The sequence below is a fragment of the Marinobacterium marisflavi genome, assembly GCF_982447095.1.
In genome coordinates, this window is sequence record NZ_OZ457898.1 from 943512 (window position 1) to 968293 (window position 24782).

General features: G+C 52.9%; 26 protein-coding genes. 18 read left to right on the top strand and 8 right to left on the bottom strand.

What is annotated here, in order from left to right; translation table 11 throughout:
- Positions 1-10: 10 nt before the first annotated feature.
- Positions 11-1051, bottom strand: a complete 1041-nt coding sequence (gene rsgA / locus AC1WNR_RS04625) for a small ribosomal subunit biogenesis GTPase RsgA (protein ID WP_481643358.1) — start codon at positions 1049-1051, stop codon at positions 11-13.
- Between the two features lie 114 nt (positions 1052-1165).
- Here rsgA and orn point away from each other — a divergent pair, with 114 nt between their 5' ends.
- Positions 1166-1708, top strand: coding sequence for an oligoribonuclease (gene orn, locus AC1WNR_RS04630; RefSeq protein WP_481643359.1), 543 nt, complete (start codon positions 1166-1168; stop codon positions 1706-1708).
- Positions 1709-1749: 41 nt separating this feature from the next.
- Here the strand turns inward: orn and AC1WNR_RS04635 are convergent, their stop codons facing one another.
- Both AC1WNR_RS04635 and queG read right to left on the bottom strand, forming a co-directional pair.
- Entirely contained in the window at positions 1750-2109 is a 360-nt protein-coding gene (locus tag AC1WNR_RS04635) for a Rap1a/Tai family immunity protein (protein ID WP_481643360.1), read from the bottom strand.
- Positions 2110-2171: 62 nt separating this feature from the next.
- Positions 2172-3323 (bottom strand): tRNA epoxyqueuosine(34) reductase QueG, encoded by a 1152-nt coding sequence (gene queG, locus AC1WNR_RS04640; protein WP_481643361.1) that lies wholly within the window; start codon positions 3321-3323, stop codon positions 2172-2174.
- An 81-nt stretch (positions 3324-3404) separates the two neighbouring features.
- On the opposite strand from queG, the gene AC1WNR_RS04645 reads away from it, so the two are divergent.
- The 14 genes from AC1WNR_RS04645 to AC1WNR_RS04710 all read left to right on the top strand — a co-directional run bounded on the left by AC1WNR_RS04645 (position 3405) and on the right by AC1WNR_RS04710 (position 18193).
- The gene (locus tag AC1WNR_RS04645; RefSeq protein WP_481643362.1) at positions 3405-4913 is read left to right on the top strand and encodes an NAD(P)H-hydrate dehydratase; all 1509 of its coding nucleotides are present in this window, start codon (positions 3405-3407) and stop codon (positions 4911-4913) included.
- A 6-nt stretch (positions 4914-4919) separates the two neighbouring features.
- Positions 4920-5423: a tRNA (adenosine(37)-N6)-threonylcarbamoyltransferase complex ATPase subunit type 1 TsaE gene (gene tsaE, locus AC1WNR_RS04650; RefSeq protein WP_481643363.1), complete on the top strand. Its 504-nt coding sequence runs from the start codon at positions 4920-4922 to the stop codon at positions 5421-5423.
- A complete protein-coding gene (locus AC1WNR_RS04655; RefSeq protein ID WP_481643364.1) occupies positions 5417-6751 on the top strand; it encodes an N-acetylmuramoyl-L-alanine amidase in 1335 nt (444 codons plus the stop codon). The genes tsaE and AC1WNR_RS04655 overlap by 7 nt, the downstream gene beginning before the upstream one ends.
- A gap of 6 nt (positions 6752-6757) precedes the next feature.
- Positions 6758-8656: a DNA mismatch repair endonuclease MutL gene (gene mutL / locus AC1WNR_RS04660; RefSeq protein ID WP_481643365.1), complete on the top strand. Its 1899-nt coding sequence runs from the start codon at positions 6758-6760 to the stop codon at positions 8654-8656.
- On the top strand, positions 8657-9580 hold the full coding sequence (gene miaA, locus AC1WNR_RS04665; RefSeq protein WP_481643366.1) for a tRNA (adenosine(37)-N6)-dimethylallyltransferase MiaA: 924 nt from the start codon (positions 8657-8659) through the stop codon (positions 9578-9580).
- A gap of 132 nt (positions 9581-9712) precedes the next feature.
- On the top strand, positions 9713-9940 hold the full coding sequence (gene hfq, locus AC1WNR_RS04670; RefSeq protein ID WP_481643367.1) for an RNA chaperone Hfq: 228 nt from the start codon (positions 9713-9715) through the stop codon (positions 9938-9940).
- A gap of 20 nt (positions 9941-9960) precedes the next feature.
- Positions 9961-11265 (top strand): ribosome rescue GTPase HflX, encoded by a 1305-nt coding sequence (hflX, locus tag AC1WNR_RS04675; protein ID WP_481643368.1) that lies wholly within the window; start codon positions 9961-9963, stop codon positions 11263-11265.
- Positions 11266-11318: 53 nt separating this feature from the next.
- Positions 11319-12527: an FtsH protease activity modulator HflK gene (gene hflK / locus AC1WNR_RS04680; protein ID WP_481643369.1), complete on the top strand. Its 1209-nt coding sequence runs from the start codon at positions 11319-11321 to the stop codon at positions 12525-12527.
- A 1-nt stretch (position 12528) separates the two neighbouring features.
- Positions 12529-13398: a protease modulator HflC gene (gene hflC, locus AC1WNR_RS04685; RefSeq protein WP_481643370.1), complete on the top strand. Its 870-nt coding sequence runs from the start codon at positions 12529-12531 to the stop codon at positions 13396-13398.
- A 113-nt stretch (positions 13399-13511) separates the two neighbouring features.
- Positions 13512-13706 (top strand): DUF2065 domain-containing protein, encoded by a 195-nt coding sequence (locus AC1WNR_RS04690; RefSeq protein ID WP_481643371.1) that lies wholly within the window; start codon positions 13512-13514, stop codon positions 13704-13706.
- A 42-nt stretch (positions 13707-13748) separates the two neighbouring features.
- The gene (locus AC1WNR_RS04695) at positions 13749-14924 is read left to right on the top strand and encodes an ATP phosphoribosyltransferase regulatory subunit (RefSeq protein WP_481643372.1); all 1176 of its coding nucleotides are present in this window, start codon (positions 13749-13751) and stop codon (positions 14922-14924) included.
- A gap of 26 nt (positions 14925-14950) precedes the next feature.
- Positions 14951-16246 carry an adenylosuccinate synthase gene (locus AC1WNR_RS04700; protein WP_481643373.1) on the top strand — a complete coding sequence of 432 codons (1296 nt, stop codon included), beginning with the start codon at positions 14951-14953 and terminating at the stop codon, positions 16244-16246.
- Positions 16247-16390: 144 nt separating this feature from the next.
- Positions 16391-16945, top strand: coding sequence for a hypothetical protein (locus tag AC1WNR_RS04705; RefSeq protein ID WP_481643374.1), 555 nt, complete (start codon positions 16391-16393; stop codon positions 16943-16945).
- 132 nt (positions 16946-17077) lie between these two features.
- Positions 17078-18193: a putative sulfate/molybdate transporter gene (locus AC1WNR_RS04710; protein WP_481643375.1), complete on the top strand. Its 1116-nt coding sequence runs from the start codon at positions 17078-17080 to the stop codon at positions 18191-18193.
- A gap of 93 nt (positions 18194-18286) precedes the next feature.
- Here the strand turns inward: AC1WNR_RS04710 and AC1WNR_RS04715 are convergent, their stop codons facing one another.
- The 5 genes from AC1WNR_RS04715 to AC1WNR_RS04735 form a co-directional block, all read right to left on the bottom strand.
- Positions 18287-19018, bottom strand: a complete 732-nt coding sequence (locus tag AC1WNR_RS04715; RefSeq protein WP_481643376.1) for a hypothetical protein — start codon at positions 19016-19018, stop codon at positions 18287-18289.
- A 2-nt stretch (positions 19019-19020) separates the two neighbouring features.
- Positions 19021-19536 carry a hypothetical protein gene (locus AC1WNR_RS04720; protein ID WP_481643377.1) on the bottom strand — a complete coding sequence of 172 codons (516 nt, stop codon included), beginning with the start codon at positions 19534-19536 and terminating at the stop codon, positions 19021-19023.
- On the bottom strand, positions 19533-20141 hold the full coding sequence (locus AC1WNR_RS04725; RefSeq protein ID WP_481643378.1) for a hypothetical protein: 609 nt from the start codon (positions 20139-20141) through the stop codon (positions 19533-19535). The genes AC1WNR_RS04720 and AC1WNR_RS04725 overlap by 4 nt, the downstream gene beginning before the upstream one ends.
- Positions 20128-20781: a MotA/TolQ/ExbB proton channel family protein gene (locus tag AC1WNR_RS04730; RefSeq protein ID WP_481643379.1), complete on the bottom strand. Its 654-nt coding sequence runs from the start codon at positions 20779-20781 to the stop codon at positions 20128-20130. The genes AC1WNR_RS04725 and AC1WNR_RS04730 overlap by 14 nt, the downstream gene beginning before the upstream one ends.
- Positions 20782-20874: 93 nt before the next feature.
- Positions 20875-21276, bottom strand: a complete 402-nt coding sequence (locus tag AC1WNR_RS04735; protein ID WP_481643380.1) for a nucleoside-diphosphate sugar epimerase/dehydratase — start codon at positions 21274-21276, stop codon at positions 20875-20877.
- Positions 21277-21338: 62 nt separating this feature from the next.
- Here AC1WNR_RS04735 and AC1WNR_RS04740 point away from each other — a divergent pair, with 62 nt between their 5' ends.
- From AC1WNR_RS04740 to AC1WNR_RS04750, 3 genes are all read left to right on the top strand, one after another.
- Positions 21339-22562: an MFS transporter gene (locus AC1WNR_RS04740; protein ID WP_481643381.1), complete on the top strand. Its 1224-nt coding sequence runs from the start codon at positions 21339-21341 to the stop codon at positions 22560-22562.
- A 231-nt stretch (positions 22563-22793) separates the two neighbouring features.
- Positions 22794-23582, top strand: a complete 789-nt coding sequence (locus AC1WNR_RS04745; protein WP_481643382.1) for a beta-propeller fold lactonase family protein — start codon at positions 22794-22796, stop codon at positions 23580-23582.
- Positions 23579-24754 (top strand): type 1 periplasmic-binding domain-containing protein, encoded by a 1176-nt coding sequence (locus tag AC1WNR_RS04750; RefSeq protein WP_481643383.1) that lies wholly within the window; start codon positions 23579-23581, stop codon positions 24752-24754. The genes AC1WNR_RS04745 and AC1WNR_RS04750 overlap by 4 nt, the downstream gene beginning before the upstream one ends.
- Positions 24755-24782: the final 28 nt, after the last annotated feature.

Here is a 24782-nt window from a genome sequence, read left to right on the forward strand (position 1 = left end):
CTCGATAATACTAGTTTCTGGGGCTGAAGTCAGAGTCCAGCATCGAAAGTAGGATCTGTTTATAGCTGGTAAAGCGCTGTTCGGATACAGCGCCGCTCTCGAGTGCTTCATCAAAGGCACAACCGGGCTCCTCTTCATGCGCACAGTCGCGGAACTTGCAGTGTCCAATGTACGGGCGAAACTCTCGAAATCCATCTAACAGGCGCTCGGGATCTATATGCCAGAGGCCAAATTCACGAATCCCAGGGGAGTCGATCAGATCGCCGCCGCCAGGGATGTGGAAGAGTCGCGCGGTAGTTGTGGTGTGCTTACCCTTTTTATGGGTTTCGGAGAGCGCACCGACTTTCATATCGACGCCTGGAAGCAGCGCATTCACTAGCGAAGATTTACCAACCCCCGACTGGCCGACAAAAACGGTTGTACGGCCGCTGAGGAACTCATTCAACTCGTCCAAACCGTGATTTGTGCTGGTTGATGCATAGATAATCTTGTAGCCGATTTCGATATAGGTATCGATCATCGGCAGAATCCACTCGGCATTCTCTTCGTTGATCAGATCGGTCTTGTTGAGCACGATGACAGGTTCTATATCTGAGAGTTCGGCCGCAACCAGGTAGCGATCAATCAGACTTGCGTGTGCTCGGGGCTCTACTGCCACAACGATCAGAATGGCATCGATATTCGCTGCAACCGGTTTGAGCTCACCATGGCTATTGGGGCGTTTAAGCTCAGAGCTGCGATCCTCAATTGCAACAACGACACCTGCATCAGGCGACTGGCGCCAGATTACACGGTCCCCGGTAACCAACTGACCAAGGTGGGTGCGCATATGGCAACGGATAATTTCACCCGCTTCGCTGCCATTAACCGCCTCAACATCAACGAGTTTGCCATAGTGAGAGATGATGATGCCGTGCTGCTCAGGGCCAAGATCACCACCCTCGAGCTGGGCATCAATCTGCGCATCTTTGCGCTCGGCGCGCGCTTTGCGTTCGGCTTGTATTTTCTCTATGCGCCAAGCTTGGCGGCGGTTGACTTTACGTTTTGCCATTCATTAGACCGCGCAGGCGGTGTCCATCAGCAGAATTAATAGCAATATGATACTCGTAAGGGTGGAGCGGGTCGATCTGAAGGCTTATCCTTAGAGCATGTAAAGGAGATAAGAATGTCCCGAGATACCCGCTTAATCTGGATCGACCTTGAGATGACCGGTCTTGATCCCGTGCGCGAGCGCATAATTGAGATGGCGATCATCGTCACAGATGCTGACCTTAACACGCTAGCGGAGAGTCCAGTCCTGGTTGTGAACCAGCCTGATAGTATTCTGGACGCAATGGATGAGTGGAACACCAAACAGCATGGTGGCTCGGGGCTGGTGGATCGAGTCAAAGCCTCGTCTTTGTCTGAAGCTGAAGCCGAACAGCAGATGCTCGAGTTTTTGCGACAACATACCGATGCTGGCACATCGCCCATGTGCGGCAATTCAGTGCATCAGGATCGTCGTTTCCTAAACCGCTACATGCCAGCGCTCGAAGACCACTTTCACTACCGAAATCTGGATGTCAGCACGCTCAAAGAGCTGGTACGCCGCTGGCGCCCTGATCTGATGGCGGGTTTGACTAAAAAAGGTACACATCTAGCGCTGGACGATATTCGCGATTCGATCGATGAGATGCGCTACTACCGTGAGCACTTCTTAAAGGCTTAACAGCCAGCCTGACCGACCCACTTGTAGTTTTTTGTATTAAGTTATACGCCCTGACAGGGCGCCACTTGAGCCAGCGCATAAACAACACCTGAAACTGCGGAGTATCGGAAGGTCTTCGGTTCGGTCTGAAGCTCTGCAACAACCGTCTCAGTTAATTTTAAACTTCCCCAGCTTTTGGGTACGCAGATTAACTGGCCGTGAAAAGAGAAAGAGTAGGGTTGAGCTTTGCGCTCCTCGCGCACCTGATGGCGCGCTCCCTCTACAACTCCCATTACGAAAGCCATACAGCTTGTTTTGTTGGTTTTGCAGTCTGCCAAGAATTGGCCGACGGTGACGATACCAGCTTGTGACACCGATTGTGTGCTGAGCAAAATTGCTAGGGCAAAAAGCAAATTACGCATACTACCTCCATTTTATCGGGAGTTACGCGTAATCGGAGGCGCCGGACTATTTTCGCTTGTGGCTACTTTGGGAGTCGCTTCGAACCCGAATGAATGAACAGCGGTTCGGTCAGCAGTGCTTCTTTGTTTGCAAGCTCGTCCAAGGCCCAATGAATATGCTCATCAACAAGGTCCGATACCACGCCAAGTTTTGATTGCAGCGCCTCAATTGCCGTGTTGCTGGTTGGGCCATTACCCAGTGCGACGGCTAGGTTGCGCATCCAGCCCTGGTAGCCGGTCCGTCGAATCGCGGAGCCCTCTGTTTTCTGAAGGAACTCTTCCTCGCTCCACTGAAATAGCGCCACTAACTCGGCGTTATCTAGCCCGTGACGCGGCTTGAAGTCATCTTCTTGGCTGCGCTGGGCAAAACGGTTCCAGGGGCAGATCAGTTGGCAGTCATCACAACCAAAGACGCGGTTGCCCATCAAGGGGCGCAGCTCCATAGGGATTGAGCCGTTCTGCTCAATGGTTAAGTAAGAGATACACTTGCGCGCATCAAGCACATAGGGCTCAGGGAAAGCGTTGGTTGGGCAAACGTCCATGCAGGCTGTGCAACGACCGCAGTGCTCATCCTCTTCAGCAGCATCAATGGGTAGCGGAATGTTGGTAAACAGTGAGCCGAGAAAGAACCAGGAGCCGGCCTCTCGATTTAGCAGCAGTGTGTGTTTCCCAATCCAGCCAAGACCAGCCTGGCGTGCTAAAGGACGTTCTAGTACGGGAGCGCTGTCAACGAAGGGTCTGTACGAGACCGTCTCTTCTACCTGTTCGCTTAGCCACTGTCCGAGCTGCTTTAGGCGCGAGCGCACCAGTTTGTGATAGTCGCGTCCAAGTGTATAGCGCGCGATATAGGCTTTACGTTTATCCCGCAGAACCTCGGTAATGCGGGTATCTTCGGGCAGGTAGTTCATGCGTAGCATGACGATGCGCACTGTGCCTGCGACCAGTTGACTCGGGTCGATGCGCTTGTCGAAGTGGTTCTCCAAGTAGCTCATATCGCCCTGGTAACCCTTCTCAAGCCAGGCTTTTAAAGACTCTCTCTCTGAGCTGGCGTCGGGGAGCGTAATGGCACAGGCGTCAAAGCCTAGCGCTCGTGCCTCGGCCTTGAGCCTTAGCGTTAATTGCTGCAGATCCGGATTCAGGTTCTTGTCATTGAGGCGGGGCATTCTACGCCACATCTAAACTTGCTATGTTGAACGCCACTATACTTAAAACTGAGCTTAAAAGTAGGGTTCGCTCGTTTTGGGATTGGAGGTTAGATGATAAGTCGGGAGTTGCCACGCGCCGTTTTCAGCGCCGCGCAGTGTAAGGCGTTGGACCGCCGCGCGATTGAGACTTTAGGTATCGCTGGCTATGCGCTTATGCAGCGCGCGGCTCAAGCATCTTTGGCGCTGATCCGTCAGCGTTGGCCGCAGGTGCGCAGCCTGTCGATTTGGGTTGGTGGCGGCAACAATGGCGGTGATGGTGTAGTGCTCGCGCGGCTGGCTGATGAGCTCGGATGGCCAGTTCAACTGGTATTCGCTGACGCATCTGTTCGAGAGCGTGCAACTCACGAGGCTGCCTCTGCCTGGGGTGATCTGCCCAGCTCAATAAAGACTCAGATTTTTGCAGAGAATCTAGAAGTCGACGCTGGTCTTGTCGTTGACGCACTGCTGGGCATTGGCCTCAGAGGTGAAGTGCGAGAGCCTACCGCTGCAATGATCGCTGCTATTAATGCTAGCCAACTACCCGTTTTGGCCTTGGATCAGCCGTCAGGGCTTGATACCGACCTCGGTGTACCGCTCGGCACAGCGGTGAGAGCTGATGTAACCCTAACGTTTATAGCTAATAAGTTGGGTTGGTTAACCGCCGAAGGCTCCGCCTATTCGGGTGAGCGTTACTGGGCTAGCCTGGGCATTCCGCAAACGCTGTTCGAGACTGTTGAGCCCTTCGCTTATTTGACGCAGCAAGAGTGTGTGAGATCTCAGTTACCGCGCCGTGCCCGTTCAGCTCACAAGGGTGACTTTGGAGTGGTCACAATTTTGGGTGGCAATTTGGGCATGGGAGGTGCCGTGATTCTGGCGGCTGAGGCTGCTCTTCGTGCTGGAGCTGGACGGGTGATTCTGCTGACACGGCCCGCACATGTGGCGCCCTGTCTGGCGAGAGTGCCAGAGGTGATGGTTCACGGGGTTGAGACACCGTCTGAATTTCCTAAGTTCGTCGAGCAGAGCAGTGCGTTGGTGGCGGGACCGGGGCTTGGGCAGGATAGCTGGGCGCAGGGTATGTTAGCGCTTGCGGAGAGCTTTGATGGGCCGCGGGTATTTGACGCGGATGCGCTCAATATGTTGGCCAAAGGTGATCTTAGGGCAGGAGGGCATACGGTCTGTACACCTCACCCAGGTGAGGCTGCACGCCTGCTGGGTACCTCTGCGAGAGATGTGCAGCAAGACCGAATCTCAGCCGTGCTCAATTTAGAACGCAAATATGGCGGTGTCCAGGTGTTAAAAGGACCGGGAACTCTGACCTGTTCACAGGGTCAAATAGAGGTGTGTGACCTAGGTAATGCCGGTATGGCGACAGCAGGCATGGGAGACATACTTTCTGGTATCATAGGCGCACTACTGGCACAGGGTTTAACTCTGGCCGACGCCGCTCGCTGTGGAGTGTGGATTCACGCTCGCGCCGGCGACTTGGCAGCTGCTCGGGGGGAGCGTGGGCTGCTGGCCTCTGATCTGTTGGCTCAGATCCGAGGTGCGGTGAATGATAACGAGATCGACATTGGGGTTTAACAACCGATGGCTTCACAGCTTGATTGGCGTCTGCTCGATGAGAGCGACACTTTAGCTGCCGGTGCGATACTGGCGGCTCACAGCGCTGGTTCTGTGGTGTTTCTACACGGCAATTTGGGGATGGGTAAAACCACTCTCAGTCGCGGTGTTTTGCACGCGCTGGGGCATCAGGGGGGTGTCAAAAGCCCTACCTATACGCTGGTAGAGCCCTATGAGCTCAACCTTGGGCGTCGAGTATACCACTTCGACCTGTACCGATTGGCAGACCCTGAAGAGCTCGAGTACCTAGGGGTACGCGACTACTTCGACGGCGAATCGCTCTGTCTGATTGAGTGGCCTGAAAAAGGCGAGGGTTTTCTGCCGACGCCAGATATCGAAATCTACCTAGAGGCAGACCTTCCGGGCCGAAAGCTCTCAGCTATCGCAAACACGCAACGTGGTACGCAGCAGTTGGCAGCGATGAGTGCCGATCCAGCGGTTGGTCATCTGCAGGGAGTCGGTGAATGTTAGCCGTTCGCAGGTTAATCGGTCTATTGCTGCTTATCAGTGCCTCGCTGGTGCAGGCCAATACGCAGATCGATAATCTGCGTATCTGGCTGGCACCGGACAATACGCGTCTGGTTTTTGATCTCAACGGCCCAGTAGAGCATAGCTTGTTTACACTGGAGAACCCGTCGCGCGTAGTGATAGATCTGGAGAGTGCTTCGCTCAATACCGATTTGAGTAAGCTAGATGTGGCTGGGAGCCCGATCAGCAAATTGCGTTCCGGCAAGCGCGATGACGGTTTACGGCTGGTATTGGATCTAGCGCAAAAAGCACAGCCGAGCAGTTTTACCCTGCCGCCGAATGATCAGTATGGACATCGCTTGGTTGTTGACCTTGCAACCAGCGCCCAGCAGGCGCTGAAACCTGCGGCAGAGCCGCTTGTCATTCCTGATACACAACGCGATATCATTATTGCTATCGATGCAGGTCACGGTGGTGAAGATCCGGGTGCTATCGGGCCGAATCGCCTCTATGAAAAGCGCGTAGTACTGGCGATTGCCAAAGAGGTGAAACGCCGTATTGATGCTGAGCCCGGGTTCAGAGCAGTGTTAGTGCGCACCGGAGACTACTACATCAGCTTGCGCGGGCGTACCTCCAAGGCGCGCAAAGCCAATGCCGACCTCTTCGTCTCTATTCACGCGGATGCTGCACGTAACTCCAAAGCGCGGGGCGCATCGGTTTGGGTGCTCTCTAACCGTGGTGCTTCCAGTGAGATGGGTCGCTGGCTGGCGCAAAAAGAGAACTCTGCTGACCTCATTGGCGGTGTCGGTAGCGTAAGCCTTGAGGATAAGGACGAGGCTTTGGCGAGTGTGCTCTTGGATATGTCGATGAACTATGCGCGTACCAGCAGTGTTGATGTCGCACAGTTGGTGCACAATAAGATTGCGAAGTTCGCCAAGATGCACAAGAAACATATCGAGAAGGCCGCCTTCGTGGTGCTGAAGTCACCTGACATACCATCGATCCTCGTTGAGACCGGATTTATCTCAAATCCGGGTGAGGCGAAAAAGCTACGTGATCCGGCCTATCAAAAGCGTATGGCCAAGGCTGTAGCCGAGGGTCTGTTGGAGCACTTCTGGACTCGGCCTCCGCCAGGCACATTGGTCGCCAAACTCAAAGAGAGCGGTCAGTTACCCAAAGGGATGGAGCGCGAGTACAAGGTTGTTGCTGGCGACAGTCTCTCGCGTATTGCCCAGCGCAATGGGGTGAGTCTGGGCGCGCTGCGCTCCGCCAATAAGCTTAAATCTGACCGTATTCGCGTGGGTCAGGTGCTGCGTATACCTGCAGGTTAAATTTTCATGAGTCGAATTGAGTTACTCTCGCCCCAACTGGCGAACCAGATCGCTGCGGGTGAGGTGGTAGAGCGCCCCGCATCCGTTGTTAAAGAGCTATTAGAGAACGCCATTGACGCTGGTGCCTCCAAGGTACAGGTGGATGTAGAGCAGGGCGGCGTTAAGCTGATTCGCATCCGTGATGATGGCTCTGGTATCGACAGGGACGACTTGGCGCTTGCGCTCAGTCGTCATGCCACTTCAAAGATCAAAATTCTAGACGACCTCGAGGCGGTAGTCAGTCTCGGTTTTCGTGGCGAGGCGCTCGCTTCGATCTCGTCAGTATCACGCTTGACGCTGACCTCGCGTGCACAGGGGCAAGAGAGCGCTTGGCAGGTTAAAGCTGAAGGGCGGGATATGGAGGCGGAGCTATCGCCTGCAGCGCATCCGCAGGGGACTACCGTTGAGATGCGCGACCTCTTCTTTAACACGCCTGCGCGCCGCAAGTTTTTAAAGACTGAACAGACTGAGTATCGTCACCTAGAAGAGGTCGTAAAGCGTCTGGCTCTGAGTCGCTTTGATCTGCATTTTCAGTTGAGCAATAACAACCGCGTTGTGCATCAGCTCAAACCGGCTGACACTGAAGCGATGCGTGAGCGGCGGATCGGCTCTCTGCTCGGCTCCGGTTTTATCGAGCAGTCGATCCATCTGGATATCAGTGCCGAGGCCTCAGGCTTGCGGCTCTGGGGGTGGATAGGTCTGCCGACCTACTCGCGCAGTCAGGCTGATCAACAGTACTTCTTTGTTAACGGCCGTGTGATTCGAGATAAATTGGTCACGCACGCTATTCGTCAGGCCTACGCTGACGTGCTCTTCAGCGGCCGCCATCCGTGTTATGTGCTCTACCTCGAGCTCGATCCTGCCCTAGTCGACGTCAACGTGCATCCGACCAAACATGAGGTGCGCTTTCGCGAGGGGCGTCTAGTTCATGATTTCATCTTCCGTACACTGCATCGCGTGATTGCTGATCAGCGTCCGCAGGATAATCCGGCTGGTACGGGTGCCGCGATGCCCCTGAGCTCGGCCGTTCAGCCGCAAGATCAGAGTTTTGATCAGCAGCGTATGTCACTGCCACAGGCCCAAGCGGCAGGTTTTATCGGTGGCAGCGCCTCGAGTGGTGCGCCCAGTGCGAACGGTTTTGGGTCCTATGTGCAGCGCGCCACGCCGAGCTTCTCAGCAGGTGCTGTGCAAGATCAGGTGCAGGCTTATGGTCAGTTGCATCCGCAAGCGGCTGCAGCTGAGCCCAGCGCTCCTGATTTCTCCAATCTTCCCAAAGAGGATCTACCTCCGATGGGCTTTGCTCTGGCTCAGCTACATGGGATCTATATTCTGGCGCAGAATGCTCAGGGTATGGCGCTGGTTGATATGCATGCTGCGCACGAACGGATTGTTTATGAGCGCATGAAAAGTTCATGGGAGTCTGAAGGTATCCGCAGCCAACCGCTGCTAGTGCCGGTTTCGCTCAATGTCAGTGAATCCGAAGCAGAGATTGCCGTGGAGCAGGCTGAGACGTTTTCCCGTCTAGGTTTTGCGGTGGAGCGACTCGGGCAGGAGAGTCTGAGTATTCGCGAGGTCCCGGTGGCTCTGGCTAAGTCTGATGTCAGCTTGCTGGTGCGCGATGTACTGGCCGATATGCGCACCTACGGTAGTAGTCGCCGGATTGAGGAGAGCATCAACGAGTTGTTGGCGACTATGGCCTGTCATGGCTCGGTACGCGCAAATCGACAGCTGACCATTCCAGAGATGAATGCGCTGCTGCGTGATATGGAAGCTACAGAGCGTTCGGGGCAGTGTAACCACGGTCGCCCGACCTGGGTGCAACTTACAATCTCAGAGCTGGATAAGCTCTTCCTGCGAGGGCAGTGAGTGGCCAAACCGCGCGTTCTCTTCATCATGGGCCCTACTGCGTCGGGTAAAACCGATCTGGGGCTGCGTCTGGCTGCTCATCGCGATGTTGCGCTGATTAGCGTCGACTCGGCCCTGATCTACAGGCAGATGGATATAGGAACAGCGAAACCGGACGCTCAAACGCTAAGGCAGTATCCCCATGCGCTGATCGATATCCTTGATCCGACTGAGGCCTACTCTGCAGCAAACTTTGTTGAAGATGCCACGCGCGAGATCGAAAATGCGCTGGAGCAGAACAAGCTGCCAGTACTCGTTGGCGGTACTATTCTGTATTTTAAGGCACTAGCGGAGGGTTTGGCTAAGCTGCCTGAGGCTAATCCAGAGCTACGTGCTCAACTTGAAGCCGAAGCGGCTGAGAAAGGTTGGCCAGCTATGCACGCTAAGCTCTCTGAACTCGATCCTCTTTCGGGAACTCGACTCAAACCGCTTGATTCACAACGTATTCAACGCGCACTAGAAGTTGTGCTGCTAACGGGGCGTTCGATCGAGAGCTTCTGGCAAGAGCAGGCTGAAAAAGTGCTGCCTTGGGATCTTTTGCCGCTGGCTTTAATGCCAATGGACAGAGCGGAGCTGCATCGTCGTATCGCTCTACGTTACGACTTGATGTTAGAGCAGGGATTCAAAGCCGAGGTAGAGACATTGCGTGCGCGCGGTGATCTGCATCTGGGTATGCCATCGATGCGCTGTGTCGGTTATCGCCAGATGTGGCAACATTTGGATGGCGAGCTGACAGAGTCTGAGATGGTAGACAAAGCCGTTGTGGCGACACGTCAGTTGGCCAAGCGTCAAATGACCTGGCTACGCGGCTGGGATGGCGCTATTTGCGTGGATCCGTTGGATAAATCACAAGATCTTGTGGCACAAACCTTGAGACAAATCTAATTAGCCCCTATATACTAATGAACCTTGGTGAGATTTTGTTCCGGAACGGATTCGGCGAGAGGGTATTGACCCGATTGAGCCAAGGGCAGCATCTAAACTACTATTACAACCTCCATCTATAAGGAGAGGGCCATGTCAAAAGGGCAGACACTACAAGACCCTTACTTGAACGTACTGCGTAAAGAGCGCGTTCCGGTTTCTATTTTCCTCGTTAACGGCATCAAACTGCAGGGACAGATTGAATCGTTCGATCAGTTCGTGATTCTGCTTAAGAACACTGTGAGCCAGATGGTCTATAAACACGCAATCTCCACGGTTGTGCCATCTCGTCCAGTTAAGCTTCCAGCAACTGAAGAGTAATACCAGAGGTCAGAAGCTAATTGTTTTTTGAGCGCCCTGAGTCGGGCGAGAAGGCTATTCTCGTCCACGTTGATTTCGCTTCACCTGATGCCAATGACAACCCCAGAGAGCTCGAAGAATTAGCCCTCTCGGCCGGAGCAGATCCGGTCGAATGGCTGACGGGTAGCCGATCTGATCCCAGTCCTAAATTCTTCCTTGGTAAGGGGAAGATCGAAGAGCTGGCCGATCTCGTGCGACTGCACGAAGCTGAAGTTGTTATTTTTAACCACTCACTATCTCCGGCACAAGAGCGCAATATTGAACGCGAGATTCAGTGTCGTGTGCTTGATCGTACTGGACTGATACTCGATATCTTTGCCCAGCGTGCGCGAACCCATGAGGGTAAGTTGCAGGTTGAACTGGCACAGCTCGAGCATATGTCGACCCGCCTTGTAAGAGGTTGGACCCACCTTGAGCGTCAAAAGGGTGGCATCGGCCTGCGGGGACCGGGTGAGACCCAGCTAGAGACTGACCGCCGTTTATTGCGCGCACGTATCAAGGCGATTACTGGGCGCCTCGAGAAGGTCCGCAAACAGCGTGAGCAGGGCAGGCGCGCACGCTCGCGGGCTGAGATACCTACACTCTCACTGGTAGGGTATACAAACGCTGGCAAATCGACGCTGTTTAACTGCATTACTGAAGCGGATGTATATGCCGCTGATCAGCTGTTTGCGACCCTGGATCCAACGCTGCGTCGAATAGAGCTAGACGATATCGGCCCAGCTATTTTGGCCGATACGGTTGGATTTATCCGAGACCTCCCCCATAAACTAGTCGAGTCCTTTCGAGCGACCCTACAGGAGACCGTTGAAGCGGCACTGTTGTTGCATGTGATTGACGCGGGTGATGAAGAGCGGCGTGAGCACATTTTTCAGGTAAATAATGTGCTGCACGAGATCGGTGCGGATGAGATACCGGTACTGGAGGTCTACAACAAGATTGACGGTATGGAAGGCGTTGAAGCACATATTGATCGCGATGACACTGGCGGCGCCGTTCGGGTGTGGTTGTCGGCGCAAACCGGAGAGGGCGTCGAGCTTCTTTTACAGGCGCTCCGTGAACGTCTTGCTGTGGATATGTTCCATCAATATATGGAACTTGGGCCTGAACAGGGCCAGCTTCGTGCGCAACTCTATGCGCAGAATGCAGTATTGAATGAGTCGGTCAGTGAGGATGGTCGAATCGAACTTGAGGTACGTATGCAAACCAAAGAGCTGCGGCGCACCCTTAGTCGACTGAATATCCCCGCAGAGACCTACATTCCGGCCGAAGAGCCGGAGTGGTAAAGAGAAAAGTTTTAAACGTTTTTTTAATTAGCTAACGCAAGTGGAGAGCACTTATGGCTTGGAATGAACCGGGCGGTCGTGACGATAAGAACGACCCTTGGAGCAGTGGCGGTAACGACCGTGGTGGTCGCCGTCCAAATAGCGATGATCAGGGTCCACCAGATCTTGATGAAGCGCTGCAAAAGTTCATGGACAAGATCAATTCACTACTCGGTGCCGGCAAAAAGAGCGGTGGTTCGGGTGGTGGTAGCACCGGTGGTCAGGCGGGGCCTGGCTTGGGTTTTATCGGTGTGCTGGCGCTGCTAGCGGTCGTGGTGTGGGCTGGTATGGGTTTTTACACCGTCGACCAGCAGGAGCGTGGTGTTATTCTGCGTCTGGGTAAATTTACCGAGACTGTGCAGCCGGGTCTGCAGTGGAACCCGCCACTTATCGATGACGTGACTATCCTCAACGTGACGCGCGTGCGTACCTACGATCACCGTTCACTCATGTTGACTAAGGATGAAAACATCGTTGATGTGGATATGACCATCCAGTACGTCGTTTCTGATCCGAAGAACTACGTGCTCAATGTACGTGATCCTGAAGTGAGCTTGGGCCATGCATCTGAATCGTCTCTGCGTCATACCGTGGGCGCTACGATCATGGACTCAATCTTAACCGAGGGTCGTGATACATTGGCTGTTGAAGTACAGGCCCGTCTACAGCGCTATATGGAGGTTTATGGCACAGGTCTGGCGATCTCCCGCGTGAACATTAAGAACGCGACTGCACCTAGTCAGGTACAGGATGCTTTCGATGACGTGATAAAGGCACGTGAGGATGAGCAGCGTGTTAAAAACCAAGCTGAGTCTTACGCTAACGGAATAGTTCCGGAAGCACGTGGTACAGCGCAGCGCGTGATGGAAGAGGCGAATGCTTATCGCGAGGAAGTGGTAGCGAGGGCGACCGGTGAGGCAGAACGTTTCATCGCGTTGTTGGACGCTTACCAGCTTGCACCAGACGTAACTCGCGAACGTCTCTACATTGAGACGCTGCAGCAGGTCTACGCCAATACGCCGAAGGTCATGATCGATAACGACGGTAATGGTAATAACATGATGTACCTGCCACTTGATAAGCTCATGGAGCGCAGTCCGGCTACTAACAGCACTAACCGCAACATCCGACTGGATGATAACAGCCTGCGCCAGATCACCGATCAGGTCATTCAGGAGGTTAACAGCCGTTCATCTTCAACCAGTCTGAGGGAGGGTCGTTAATATGAAACCTACTTCACTCTTTACGGTTGCCCTGGCGGTGCTTGCACTGGTGGTGCTGTCGCAGTCCGTTTACATTATCAAAGAGACCGAGCGCGGCGTTAAATTGCAGTTCGGTGAGGTTGTGGATCCAGATCTAAGACCTGGATTCCACTTCAAAATTCCGATGGTGAACGCCATCCGTATCTTTGATGCGCGAGTACAGACGCTCGATACCCGTCCCCAGGCGTTCCTCACGCTTGAGAAGAAACGTCTGATCGTAGACTCGTACGTTAAGTGGCGCATCTCTGACGTTGAGAAGTACTACACTGCGACGTCGGGTGACTCGTTCCGAGCTTCGGATCTCCTATCGACTCGCATAGAGACAGCACTGCGTAACGAATTTGGTACACGTACGCTAACTGAGGTGGTATCGGGTGAGCGCGAAGAGGTAATGGACGCTGTTATCACAACGCTGAGTCAATTAACTGAATCGGAGCTGGGTCTTGCGGTTGTCGACGTACGTGTCAAACGTATCGACCTGCCACCCGAGGTATCGAGCTCGGTGTACGAGCGTATGCGTACCGAGCGTGAACGTCTGGCACGTGAACTGCGTTCGCGTGGTAAGGAGCTGGCAGAGGGTATCCGTGCGGATGCCGACCGTCAAAGCACGGTTATTATGGCAGAGGCCTACCGCGACTCAGAAGTGATTCGAGGTGAGGGGGACGCTGAAGCAGCGCGCATCTATGCAGATGCCTACAATCGTGATCCAGAGTTCTACTCGTTTAACCGCAGTTTGATGGCATACAAAGAGTCGTTTGGCTCGGGCGCAGATGTCCTGTTGCTAAAACCGGATAGCGAGTTTTTCCGCTACCTTGGCGACTTCAAACGTTAATCTTTCAATCACTTAGTCCAGTTTAAAAAGCGGGTGCCAATGGCACCCGCTTTCATGTTAAAATCTCGCCCCCGGGCGTGTCCCGGTTTTTTTGTGATTATGCAGGATCTTAAATGTCTGATTTCTGGCATGAGCTCTGGATTGCGTTCTGCCTGTTGCTGGTGATCGAAGGAATTATCCCTTTTCTTTATCCGCAGCGCTGGCGCTCGTTAGTCTCGCAGCTGGCTCAGATCAGCGATTCAAGTCTGCGACTCATCGGTTTTATATCGATGCTCGCCGGTACTGCTTTGTTACTGTTATCGCGCTAATCATTACCGCGCAAACCACCCAAAGGGTTTTGGAGTTTTTGGATGGCCTTGGCTGATCGCTGGCTACTGCCTGACGGCATGAAAGAGTTGTTACCCCCTGTTGCACGTGAAGTGGAGCTGGTGCGCCGTCGTATGTTGGATCTCTACGATAGCTGGGGATATGAGCTGGTGATGCCGCCTGTCGCAGAACATCTTGAATCACTCCTGACCGGTGTGGGTCGTGATCTGGGCCTGCAGACCTTCAAAGTGACCGATGAGGTGAGCGGCCATATGCTCGGTATCCGTGCCGATATCACACCGCAGGTTGCTCGCATCGACGCACACCGTCTGCGTAGCGACGGTGTATCTCGCTTATGCTACTGCGGCTCTGTACTGCATACCCGTCCGGTCAATATGCTGGCATCGCGCAACCCAATGCAGCTCGGTGCTGAGCTTTTTGGGCATGAGGGTGTGGATAGCGATGCAGAAGTGATCTCACTGATGCTGGAAACACTCGTCGCGAGTGGCGTTCAGGGGGCGATTAATCTAGACCTGGGTCACGTTGGTGTATTCACTGAGCTGGTACAGGCAGCGGGCCTGTCTAGCCAGCAGACGGAAACCTACATCGATATTTTGCAGCGTAAGGCACTGCCTGAGTTGGCACCGTTTGTGGCGAGCCTGAATCTCAGCTCAGCGCAGGCTGAGCAGCTCAACGCCCTAGCGCGTCTGAACGGTGGTTATGAAGTTCTGGAGCGGGCGCTCGAACTATTTTCTGAATCTTCTGAAATCGTTGCAGCCATTCGTCACCTGCAGCAGTTGGCGCAGTTGGTCGGTGCACGCTACCCAGAGATTGGTTTCTACTTCGATTTGGGTGAGCTGCGCGGTTACAACTACCACACAGGTGTGGTGTTTGCAGCTTACTCCCCTCGCTTTGGCCAGGCTCTGGCCAAAGGGGGGCGTTACGATCAGATCGGTGCTGACTTCGGCCGTGCGCGTGCAGCGACGGGCTTTAGTACAGATCTGAAAACACTTGTGATGCTGGCGCTGGAGACACAGCCTGCCGTGCGAGCAGCGATCCTTGCGCCTGCAGATACCGAAGCAGCACTGCTTGAAACTATTCGACAACTACGCGTTCATGGCGAGCGTGTGGTGATTCAACTGGCCGGCGCTCAGACACCTGAGCACTGCGATCGTCAGTTGGTCAAAAATGGAACTGAATGGGTGCTTGAAGCACTCTAACTTTTAAAATAGAGCACTAAAGAGACATGGGTAAAAACGTCGTTGTTCTGGGCACCCAATGGGGTGATGAAGGTAAAGGCAAAATCGTTGACCTGCTAACCGAGCAGGCAGCTGCCGTTGTTCGCTTTCAGGGTGGCCACAATGCCGGGCATACGCTGGTAATCGATGGTAAGAAAACCGTACTCCACCTGATACCGTCAGGCATTCTGCGTGAGAACGTACTTTGCCTAATCGGTAACGGCGTCGTACTGTCACCAGAAGCGCTGCTCAAAGAGATGAAGCAGCTCGAAGAGAACGGTGTACCGGTCAAAGAGCGTCTGCGTTTGAGTCCTGCTTGTCCGCTGATTCTGCCTTACCATGTCGCGATCGACCAGGCGCGTGAGGTTGCACGTGGTGCGGCGAAGATTGGTACTACCGGTCGCGGTATCGGCCCTGCATATGAGGATAAGGTTTCCCGTCGCGGTCTGCGTTTGGGCGACCTACAGGACAAAGAAGCTTTTGCTACTAAGCTGGCTGAGATCCTCAAGTACCATAACTTCGTGCTCGAGAACTACTACAAGGCTGAGCCGGTCGATTTTGATACCGTACTGGCTGACACGCTGGCGATGGCCGAAGAGCTGCTGCCGTTGATGATGGACGTGACTGCTAAGCTCCACGAGCTGCGCAAGCAGAGCGCTAACATCATGTTTGAGGGTGCGCAGGGTTCACTGCTGGATATCGACCACGGTACTTACCCATACGTAACCTCTTCAAACACCACGGCTGGTGGTACCTCTACAGGTTCAGGCTTCGGTCCACTATACCTCGACTACATTCTCGGTATCACCAAAGCGTACACCACACGTGTAGGTGGCGGTCCGTTCCCGACTGAGCTGCACTGTGAAGTGGGTGCTGGCCTTGCTGAGCGTGGCCACGAGTTTGGCTCTACTACTGGCCGTGCACGCCGTTGTGGTTGGTTTGATGCGGTTGCACTGAACCACGCAATCCAGATCAACTCAGTATCGGGTATCTGTCTGACTAAGCTCGATGTGCTCGATGGCATGGAAGAGATCAAGATCTGTATCGGCTACAAAGATGCACAGGGCAACGATGTCTACTCACTCAACGGCTCAGAAGACTACGAGAAGGTGACACCTGTCTACGAGACTATGCCAGGCTGGAGTGAATCAACGCTGGGCGCGCAGACTATCGAACAGCTGCCACAGGCTGCGATCAACTACATCAAGCGCCTAGAAGAGCTGATGGAGACGCCAATCGATATCGTATCGACCGGTCCTGACCGTATCGAAACTGTCGTACTGCGCGACCCTTACAGCGTCTAACGCATACTGCTAGGGCGCACTTCAGTGCGCGGTAAATTAAACGGGCCCCTTCACAGAAGGCGCCCGTTTTTTGTTGAGCTCTCTTTTTTAATCTTGGTGCTATGATGAAATCCTAAAGGGCAATCGGTTTGGAAGGAGTGGCGAATGAGTAGATTAGCATCAGTTTTAGGGTTATCCGTTCTGTTAATCCATTCCGCCATTCACGCCGGTGAAGGGCAGCTAGAGGAGGGCGAGCACCGTATCTTTCTAGTCGATAAGTCCGGTGAGCGGATTGATATTGGTGCTGTGATGATCACCGATAAAGGTACTGGGTATTCGCTGCACGTCGATCACTCAGGCTTCTCGGACTACTTCTTATCTATGAAGGAGATGAAGTGCTTAGAGGGGCCGGAACTCTACTGTCATATACCTTATCCTTACGATCACCCTACACGTCTGAGTTCTGTTGATCTCTCTTGGTTGTCGCACGATCTGCTATTTATGTTTAAAAGCCCGAAGGAGTTTGGCGCCAATTTCTGGAACGGTGTGTTCTACAACCTCGAAGTGGTCGATGGAGTGATAAAAGGCCAGGCTCAGGCAGTCGATCTTAACCACCTCGCATCTCCCCCAGATGATTTAACCGTGCCTCCGTACGGCGAGTACGACTGCGATGAGCTGGATCTAAACGCGCGTTGGCTCCCATTTATTGAGATTCATTGATCTCGCCAAGCAATAGGGCCTCATTATGCCGCGATAATTGTCTGTTGGCGCCTAATTTATCGTTCTAAAGAACCATAGTATTAGCCCAGAGCACGCGTAATATCGGACAGATAAGAACAACTAGGCATCGATATGACACCGCAACGCTGGTTTACAGAGAGCTCGGCCGCATACGCAGATTTGGGAACATTCCTTCCCCTCGCGCTGGGTCTTATTGTGCTGGGTGGGGTTAGCCCTGTTGGCCTGTTGTTTGGGTTCGGTATCTTCAGCCTCGCGACTGCAGTCATCTACCGCCGTCCGATACCGGTGCAGCCGATGAAAGCCACTGCTGCAATGGGTGTGGCGGGGATGATCGGCCCAGACGTTCTCGTTGCCACCGGCATCCTCTTGGGTATCACGCTTGTGCTGCTCAGTCAGACCGATCTCACACAGCGCATGAAGCGCCTGATTCCTCGTACCGTTCTACATGGCATGCGCGCCGCACTGGCTATTACACTAGTTGTTAATGCCTTTGCCATAGGAGCTATTTCGCTGCCGCTAACCGCTCTCTTGCTCGCGCTGTTGGTTCTGCTGCAGTTCACTGTATTGAGCCCTTTCAGTTGTTTAATCATCGTTCTCGGGGGTTGGTTCGCGCTCGGAGAGTATGTGGAGTTAACAGGCGCATTTACGGCTCTGCATCTTCCTACACCGGTAATGCCCGAGCTCTCTGCCTTTAGTGCAGCGCTAGAGGTTGCCTTCCTACCACAGCTTGCACTCACGCTCACAAACGCTCTGATACTTACCGCAGTTATCGCTCAAGACTATTTTCCAGGGGATGAAAAGCCTGTCACTGAGAAGCGACTCGCTCTGAGCTCTGGTCTGGCAAATATTCTGTTGGCACCGATTGGCGCAATTCCGATGTGCCATGGTGCTGGCGGGCTCTCTGCGCATCATGCAATGGGGTCAAGAACCGGTTGGTCAATCGCTATATTCGGCCTCAGCTGTATCAGCCTGGCTGTTTTTGTGGGTCCTCAGGTTACACAGGTCATCGCCGCCATTCCTCACGAGGTTATTGCAGTTTTGGTGTTGTTTGCCGGTTGGCATCTGGCAGATCCGGAAAAGATCATGAAGACGCGTCCATCCTGTAAGTTGGTGATTGCCGGGATGACGCTGGTGGCGCTCTGGGGTGGTTTGATGACGGCCCTGGTAACAGGCGTTGTTCTGGAGTGGTCGATCTCTAAGTACGCGCAGGCGCGCGCTAACGGGTAAGCAAGCCAGTGCTTGGATAGCAACGTTAAATACCCGTCATTAATTGCGACAACTGGGACGAATCGCGAAATAGCGCTCTGCGCTACATCCCTCTTACTGGATTTGAATGTTCTGTAACTCGAAAGTGATCAGACCACCTTTAAAGATCTCCAGATCCAAGGGCTCTTCTCGGGTCAGTTTTACTAGGCCCACGCTCGGGGCATACCACTCTTTCTGGGTGAGGAAGACATCCTGATAGCCGAGCCGAGGGTCTGCATAGAGGGGGAAAATAGCGGTTCCAGTCACCTCTATACACTTATCGAAGGTCCCTGCCGGCACTGTCACAGAAGCATCTATAGAACTAATCTCATACTCCATCTCAATATCTTTGTCGCCGGGATCATCGACTGCGAATGAGGCAACGCTGTGCAGCGCGTATGCACGGGTATTAGCACTCCAGACACGGCCCAAATCGATATCGCCTGGGTTGGGGAAGACTCTCACCTCGGCAGGTTCATAGCGAGGGTCAAACTCTATCAGCGTGCGTTTGGCGACCCTGTAGATACCTGAGTCGTCGGACAGCAGATAGTAATCGGTACCGTCGCTTGTACGTCGCAAGTAGACTGGCTCGTTCTCGTAATCTCCATCCAGGTCAGCAGGGCCCATGTTGGTGATTGAGAATTCGCGTTCAATTTGGTGATCAGTCAAATCCTCAGTTACCTGGTAGGTCCAAGTGACCCCCTCCTGCAAAGGAAAGTAGTCATCGGGCGGAATCTCAGATCCACAGCCAGCCAATAGCCCCGCAGCCGTTATCAGGCCCAGTCGGAATTTAGCAACCGGATTCATATTTACTTCTCCGGTAGAGCTGGGTCAGGCAGATCGGAGAACTCAAGTTGATACTTGAGTGAGCCGAAAGCTCGTTTCTCTTCTGCGTCAGTTGGGTCTTCTTGGCGCTCTGTGCGTTGTCCAAGTTGAATATTGCCGTGTCGGATCTCCTTGATCGCTAGTTGGATGTTGATGTGCGTACTCTGATCGTAGGGGAGCTTGTATGCGCGCGGTTGAGATGCCATCTCGTTATTTTCAAGATCTGTCAGCCAGACAAAGATTGCCCCGGCAAATCCGTCCTCATCGCGCGGCTCCTCTACCACGGCATAGTGAAACAGCCATTTTTCAGGGATATCCGCATGTGTCGGCCAACCCTGTGCCTGGCGCCACCCTTCGTAGCTGATCCAATAGAAGCCGAAAGCGACCAGCAGCAATACCAGTTTGGCGCCCCAGTGCAAACGACCGGTGATGATCGCCAACAGCAGTAACGCAGTCAGCGCTACGTATGCCAGTACAAGTATGAGTAGAGCCTCAGTCATCTGTTTTGCGCCTCGATTATGCTTTTCTGTAGTTGATTGATGTTGGTTACTTCACCCTCGGGCGTGATGTTAAATCGCAATGCGGTTACTTCACTGCCCTCGGCCGGAAGCTCCATCGTGGTGTAGTTCAACACTTTCATAACTGGGTTCACTTCAGCGAGGTAAACCGTCACCGGAACCGGTTGATCGTTCTCACTCTTAAAGTAGTGCAGGTTTACAAGGTACTCTCCGGGCGGTCGACCACGGATTGTCAGCACCTCTTGGTTGATTGGGTTTACGATTTCGCGGCCATCAATCACCTGCGTATCATTATCTTTCCCCCGGTCATCTCTATCTAAATGCATCAGTCCGTGCTGGGTGCGCATATACCACACCTGGGTCTCTTTCGGGCCTTGAGCCCAGACATCGATATCGTTAGGGTCACCATCGGGCCAGCTTACAGTGATCAGAAACTCCGCTTTTGGATCGATAATCCCAGATTTGGCCGGGGGGTTAAGTAACAGCAGAGCCACCAAAAACAGGAAGGTAAAGGTTAATAACGCATTGAAGAGCAGATCCGTAAAGGGATCTACTCCATAGTCACGGCGATTATTAAACAGTGCCATCCGAAATCGCCTGTTCAGACAGTGTAAGTGTCTCCTGCACGAAGCGGTCCGCCATGCGGTCGAGCAGCAGATACTGTGCGCTTAGCAGCAGGCTGCCAACCAAGCCGACGATGGTTGTGTTCATCGCTATTCCCATCCCCTCGGTCATCTGCTGCATTAACGCTTTGATATCTGATAGATCGAGGGTCTCTAATCCGTGAATAGAGCCAAGCATAATGACAAAACCTATGACAGTGCCAAGCAGCCCTAGCTTTAACATCGCGCCGGTCACAAACCAACCTATCTGGTGCGAACCACGAATCCGCTCAGCTAACACCTCGGCCTGCAGAACACCGGCGTTGACGAAGTAATCTTGTGCGATTGAAGTGCCGGTTGGGTAGGGGGACTTTGTACTTGCGGCATGGCGATTGAACAGCTGGTCAAACATCAGAAACTGGCGGGCGATAAAGAGGCTGCGATATCCGGCATGCAGCGTCATAACCAAAAGCATTGCTGTAATGACTAGGCTGATGCGGGTCTTATCCTGAGAAAAGAGCCCCTGAATAAGTTGTAGATCCCAGCAGATAAATACCCCGAAAAGCATCAGACTTAGCATCAGCAGCCAGTAAAAGAGCGTTTTGTACGCGATAGGTTGATACACAGCCGCTAACCTTTTTTGTGGACTCTCTCCTTGATACAGCATACGGCAACAAGGTTAAAGTCAGGTCAGTACAAAGGTAGCGGGTATTGCTACTCAAGTAGAGTGGTTTGAGGTGGCGAGGATGAGATCTAGCTGTGCCTCGATATCTAGCATCTGGGCATCTATCTCCAGAGTATTTACGTTGAGTTGATTAAGTTGCTGTTGAACGAGTTCAGGTAGATCGATCGCCCCCCCTTTGAATCTCACCAGAGTATCCGCCCTATATCGCTCGGCGAGCGCAGCAACTTCACTTGGGTAGTGCACGCACGCGCCGAGCATCTTAGTACGGTGGTTCCAAGGCTCGTCATCAATAAAAGCAGTAATTTCTGCTCCTCGCTCTTTTAGGGCCCTGCCGAGGGTGTGACTGGGGTAGTCGATACCGAGCAGGATAACCCGAGCCGATGCGGATTTTGCACCGGAGAGCTTTTCGAAAAGTTTTTTTAATGACTTAATCATGTTACTGCTTGTTGCAGATAATGCTCTGATCGAGAATAGACTAAATACTCTGCAGATTCACTATGAAAGAGCCAGGCTACTCATACCTTTTCCGAAATAACTTCGGTCTTTTATTGCTCTCGTTTCTGGCGGTTTTCTCGAGCAGCCTGGGGCAGAGCTTTTTTATCGGTTTGTTTCAGGTTGATATCTCCCAAGCACTCGGAATATCCGCAGGAGAGTTTGGTACCGCTTACGCTGGAGTCACTCTGATCTCTGCCGGAGCACTGATGTACTTCGGTCAGAAAGTTGATTGGATGCCGCCCAAACAGTTTGCTCTAGCGATCCTGACAGGCCTGATGCTGGGAGTAGTACTCCTGACGACGACAGACCTCTTCTGGCTTGGTATTTTGGGCCTCGCTCTAATGCGATTCAATGGCCAGGGAATGTTTGGTCACTTTGGCAGCACATTGGCGGGCCGCGAGTTTAAGGTTGCTCGAGGCCGAGCTTTAAGCCTAGTTAGCTTGGGGTTTCCGTCCGGTGAGATCGCGCTTCCTCTAGTGGTAACCTTTCTGCTGACTGTGCTCACCTGGCAGCAGACTTGGTGGGCTCTGGCTGCGCTCTGGTGTTCGATCTGGTTGCTACTCTATCTCTTTGCTCCTTGGCCTGCATCGCCGTTGAAACTCTCCAAGGCAGAACGAGCACAGAGCCCTAAACCGCTCAGAGACAGTCGCTTCATACTGCTGCTTCCACTCATTATGGCTTTGCCGATCATCTCCACCGGACTGATGATCTATCAGGCGTACCTCACAATAGACTTAAGCGCCGCGCCCTCAGCCTATGCTCTGGCCTTAACCTGTTTGGGCAGCGCACGTATTATCGGCGCTCTCTTTGTCGGTCCGAAAATTGATCGCTACGGTTCAGCAATCACTGCGCGTCTGTTTATTCTGCCTTTTGCGATTGGTTTGATAGTGGCACCAATGATTGGCGGATCGGCTGGTCTCATTACATTAATGACACTCAGTGGACTGGTAGTGGGATTTCAGGAGCCGGTGATCAACGCGTTGTTGATCAGCATCTGGGGGAGTGAGAACCTTGGGCGAGTTCGAGCAACCCTACAGTCAGCTATGGTGTTGGGTACGGCCATATCGCCTGCATTTTTGGGTTATCTAATTGACTACGGGGTGCACTTTCAGACCATTATTTGGGGGATGTTGGCTTATATAGTGCTGGCGTGGCTAGTCGCTCAACCGGTGCTTCGAAAGCTTGATACAGCGCAGTATGAAAGTGAAAAGGCAATCCGGTCCTAATGGTTTCGCCGTAAAACCATATCAAAGGCACGCGAGAATATAACAATGATAAGAAGAGTAATTGTCAATCGTATTTCGATTTTGTATTTGGTAGCTGCGGCTCTTTTTTTTCCTCAAATCTCCCTAGGCTTCGAGTTAGCTATCAGCAATGAGCGCTCAAACGAGGTGTGGGTTCACACACCCGAGGGTAACGTGATCAGACCCTTAGTGTCGTGCTTACGACCAAGAGGCATGTTACCTCAGCCAGCAGACCAGACTCTTTGGATTGCTTGCTCAGACGAGGATTCGGTAATTCGAATTGACAGCAAGACAGGGGAGGTTAAAACGCGCGTTACTGGTCAGATCGGTGCAACGACATTGAACTGGATAGAACCTAACGGTCGGTTGGTTGTTAGTAATGAAGGAGCGAGTTCTGCGAGTGTTATAGAGAGTGGCACTGGCAAAGTTCTTGCTGAATTAGTAACCGGATTTGAGCCTGATGGAGTTGCTTCGGCCGACGGGAAGATCTTTGTTGCCTCTGAAAATGCCGGTGTCGTACACGTTTTTTCGGCTGAGGATTATTCGGAAGTCGATGCATTGGTGACTGATTTAAGACCTCGGCGGTTAGCTGTTTCAGGTGGGGAGCTGTGGGTCTCTTCGGAAATGGGCAGTAAAGTTGAAATATTTGGTATCAGTACATTGGAGCGACTAGGGGAGATAGTTTTTTCACCACGGGGTTTTCGCAGCGAGCAACTAACACCAGTGGATATACGTTTTTCTCGTGATGGCGGAACTGCCTATGTCGCGCTAGGTGCTGCAAACCACGTGGTAATAGTTGATGTTAAAACTCGAGAAGTCGAGAAGTATATTCTTGTTGGGCGACGCGCCTGGGGGTTAGAGCTATCACCGGACGAGGAGTATCTGTTCGTTCTTAATGGGCTGTCCGATGATATGACCATCGTCGATTTAGATCGTCGTCGTCCGATAAGGTCTGTGCGCACTGGGCTGGTTCCTCATGCAGTGAAGGTGATAAATCCATGAAACGTCTCGTTATCGCGTTTTTAGCCGTGCTCAGCTTGGCCGTCAGTGCGACTGAGCTAGAGATCAAGATCCTGACGTTGTCCGGTGAGAAGGCACAACCAAAAACTTTTGCAGGTATCATCGTTGAGCCCCAGCGATCTATTGACCGTGCGGTAGAGCTCGCGCTGTCGGAGTCCAGACTAAAATTCTCGCAGTTCGGGATAGAACCGGTTGTACAGCGAGTCGAGCTAGATCCGAGATTGCCAATTACAACGCAATTGCAGGCAGTTCCGCCGGGCGGACTTTATCTTCTGGACCTCCCCAAAGAGGTGATGCTGGAAGTGGCGCTGGCACTCGAGAATACCAAAGGCATACGTGTCAATGTATCGATAACAGACACAGAGTTGAGAGAGGAGCTCTGTTCTCGTTCGCTGTTTCACGCCATCCCATCCGACAGAATGTATTTTGACGCGCTTTCTCAGTATCTCGTCTATAACGGCTGGCGTAAGGTCCTCTTGGTGCACGGTACCAGTGAAGAAGATGTGAAACGAAAAACAGAGTTAGCGACATCTATTAAGCGTTTCGGGGCGACCGTAGAGGAAGAGAGAGCATTCACTTTATCGCATCACCCTGATGATCGTGATCGCAACAAGCCTGAGTTTCTTACCGGTCAAGCATCTTATGATGTGGTTGCGGTAGTGGATTCTGTTAAGGACTATGGACGCAAAATAGAGTTCAATACTCGGCGACCGAGGCCGGTGGTTGGTGATGTTGGTCTGGTACCGCGTGCATGGCACTTTGCGCTAGAGCGGTACGGCGCTCCTCAGTTAAATGATCGCTATAGAGATTTAGCTCCGAAGTTGCCGGACTTTCGTGCGGCCATGACAGATAATGAATTTGCGGCTTGGGCAAGTGTTAAGTTGGTCAGTAATAGCCTGAACGAGATTCATATGACCGAAGATGGAATCGATTTGAATCGCCTGTTCTTAGATCCAGATGCTCGAGTTGATCTTTATAAAGGTACTAGGGGGTCATTTAGGGACTGGAATCATCAGATGCGTCATCCGATTCTGTTGACGACACAGAACTACGTAGCCGGCATCGCGCCGATGCCAAAGTTTCTGCATCCAAAATATTATGTCGATACCTTAGGAAAGGATAGGCCTGAATCGAGTTGCCGGTTATCGCAGTGAAGAAGGAGAGAGTGCCGCCTAGCGGCAC